3 protein-coding genes are annotated in these 2892 nt (G+C 72.3%); all 3 read right to left on the bottom strand.

The features are described 5' to 3' along the window. Nucleotides 1-77 precede the first annotated feature (77 nt). Entirely contained in the window at nt 78-1097 is a 1020-nt protein-coding gene (locus DKL51_RS27755; protein ID WP_109946548.1) for a segregation and condensation protein A, read from the bottom strand. Nucleotides 1098-1149: 52 nt separating this feature from the next. Continuing rightward, on the bottom strand, nt 1150-2073 hold the full coding sequence (locus DKL51_RS27750; protein ID WP_091266519.1) for a ParA family protein: 924 nt from the start codon (nt 2071-2073) through the stop codon (nt 1150-1152). Nucleotides 2074-2264: 191 nt separating this feature from the next. Then, nucleotides 2265-2892: tyrosine-type recombinase/integrase (locus DKL51_RS27745; RefSeq protein WP_148097860.1), on the bottom strand; the 628-nt coding region annotated here is incomplete at its 5' end.

The following is a 2892-nucleotide window of genomic DNA, read 5'->3' as shown; positions in this document are numbered from 1 at the left end:
GGTCGGGGTGGGGCGTTCCCACGGTGGAATCCAGGCGGCCGCCTGGTCGGCCAGCGAGTCCCGGCGCTCCTCGTTGCTCATCCCGATGTCCCCTCCGTCGTTCCCGTCCCGTCCCCGTCGGCCGCTCCCGACGGCTGCCCGCCGGCGCTGCCCTCGACCGGCGCGGGCGGCCCGGACGACGCCGGTTCCGGGGAGCCGGCGTACTCGTCGATGTGCAGGTCGGTGTCGCCCTCGGCCGGACCGGTCCAGCGGACGGTCAGCTCCTCCAGGGCCTGTTCCTGGACGAAGGCGACCAGGCCCTGCCGGTAGAGCTCCAGCAGCGCGAGGAAGCGGGCCACCACTTCAAGTGTGATGTCGCAGTCGGCGCAGAGCAGCGAGAAGGTGGCCGTCCCGGCCCGGCGCAGCCGGTCGGTGATGATCTCCGCGTGCTTTCGGACGCTGACCCGGACCATGTGCACGTGCGCGATGGAGACCTCCGGAACCGGCTTCGGGGTCATCGCCTTGAGCGCGAGCTTGAGCAGCCGCTCCGGGCCGATGCCGAGCACCAGGTCGGGCAGCGCGTCGGCGTACCGGGGTTCCAGGGTGACCGCGCGAGGGTAGCGGCGCCCGCCGACCGCCTCCAGCTCGGCGATGTGGGCCGCGGCCTCCTTGAACGCCTTGTACTGCAACAGCCGGGCGAAGAGCAGATCCCGCGCCTCCAGCAGGGCGAGATCCTCCTCGTCCTCCACCTCGGCGGCGGGCAGCAGCCGGGCCGCCTTGAGGTCGAGCAAGGTGGCGGCGATGAGCAGGAACTCGCTGGCCTCGTCCAGGTCCCACTGGTCGCCCATCGCCCGGATGTACGCGATGAACTCGTCGGTGACCTTGTGCAGGGCCACCTCGGTGACGTCGAGCTTGTGCTTGCCGATCAGCTGCAGCAGCAGGTCGAACGGGCCGGTGAAGTTGTCCAGCCGGACGGTGAAGCCGCTGGTCTCCTCGGCGGTCGAGCCGTCCGGGGCGGGGGGCACGACGCCGTCGACCTCCGCGGCCAGCTCGGCGGCGACCGCCGGGTCGGCGGCACCGTGCGGCGCGGCGGGTGGGTCGAGGGGCGGTGCGGTCACCTGACGACCGTAGTGGACGGGCCGGCGGGGCCGGTGACCTGGTGCACCGGGTCTACCGCTCCGCCTGTGCGGCGATCACCTCACGGGCGAGCTGGCGGTAGTTGCGCGCGCCGGAGGAGGCCGGGTCGAGCGTGGTGATCGGGGCACCGGCGACGGTCGACTCGGGGAACTTGACGGTCTTGGTGATGACCGTCTGGTAGACCTTGTCGCCGAACGCCTCCACCACCCGCTGCAGCACCTGCCGGCAGTGCGTGGTGCGGCTGTCGTACATGGTGGCGAGGATGCCCTCGAGCTCCAGGTCGAAGTTGAGCCGCTCGCGGACCTTGTCGATGGTGTCCAGCAGCAGGGCCACCCCGCGGAGGCTGAAGAACTCGCACTCCAGCGGGATGAGCACGCCGTGCGCGACGGTCAGCGCGTTGATCGCCAGCAGACCCAGCGAGGGCTGACAGTCGATCAGGATGAAGTCGTACTCCTTGCGGATGGTGCGCAGCACCCGCGCGAGGGCCATCTCGCGGGCGACCTCGTTGACCAGCTGGATCTCGGCGGCGGAGAGGTCGATGTTGGCCGGCAGCAGGTGCAGCCCGGCCACGTCGGTCTTGATCAGGACGTCCTCGGCGGTGACGTCGTCCTGCATGAGCAGGTTGTAGACCGACAGGTCGAGGTTGTGCGGGTTGACTCCCAGGCCGACCGAGAGCGCGCCCTGCGGGTCGAAGTCGACCAGCAGCACCTTGCGGCCGTACTCGGCGAGCGCGGCGCCCAGGTTGATGGTCGTCGTGGTCTTGCCGACGCCACCCTTCTGGTTGGCCATCGCGATGATGCGGGCCGGCCCGTGCCGGTCGGTCGGCATCGGCTCCGGGATCGGCTTGCGCATCGTGTACGCGGCCGGGTCGGCCGGACCGAGATCCGCACCGAGCGTTGCCTGCTGCTCACGGAGCTCCGACGTCCAGGTCTCGGCACGGTCACCGTTGCCAGCCATGTCCTCGTTGCCCCCTCCCGACGACCACCCGACGTCGGAGCCGTCCGACGTCCCCCGCGGCGCCGCTGCGCACCCCGGTTCGTCGCCCAGGAGGTCCGCGCCGAAGCCGACTGTACGCCACGTACCAGCAGCGCGTTCGGTACCCGGTCGGCGTGTCGGCGTCCCGGCCGGTCCATTCACGCCAGTGGCGGTCAGCCGCGGGCGCGCGGGTGGGCGGTCGCGTACACCTCGCGCAGCCGTTCCACGGTGACCAACGTGTAGACCTGCGTGGTGGTCACCGAGGCGTGCCCGAGCAATTCCTGCACCACCCGCACGTCGGCGCCGCCGTCGAGCAGGTGGGTGGCGTACGAGTGGCGCAGGGTGTGCGGAGAGACGGCGGCGGGGCCGTCCACCGGCAGACCGGCGCGTTCGGCGGCGCGGCGCAGGATGGTCCAGGCCCCCTGCCGGGACAGCGCGCCGCCGCGAGCGTTGACGAAGACCGCCGGGGTGCCGCGACCGGCGGCGACCAGCGCCGGACGGCCCCGGACCAGCCAGGCGCGCAGCGCCTCGACCGCGTACCCGCCGATCGGCACCAGCCGGGTGCGGCCACCCTTGCCGTGCAGCAACACGGTGCCCTCGTCGGTGTCGAGGTCGTCCACCGCCGCGCCGACCGCCTCGGAGATCCGCGCGCCAGTGCCGTACAGGAACTCCAGCAGCGCCCGGTCGCGTAGCGCGAGGGGCGCCTGGTCGCCGGTCGCGGCCACCGGGCCGGCGGTCTCCAGCAGCCGGATCACGTCGTCGACCGGCAGCGCCCGGGGCAGCCGGTCGACGACGTGATCC

Source organism: Micromonospora globispora (assembly GCF_003857015.1).
In the GTDB taxonomy this organism is placed as follows: domain Bacteria; phylum Actinomycetota; class Actinomycetes; order Mycobacteriales; family Micromonosporaceae; genus Micromonospora; species Micromonospora globispora.
The sequence above is the reverse complement of the archived record's forward strand: the minus strand, read 5'-3'. Positions and strand labels throughout refer to the sequence as shown.

Excerpts from the sequence above, each read along its gene's own strand:
- DKL51_RS27750 (WP_091266519.1), bottom strand. The coding sequence starts at position 2,073 with ATGGCTGGCAACGGTGACCGTGCCGAGACCTGGACGTCGGAGCTCCGT.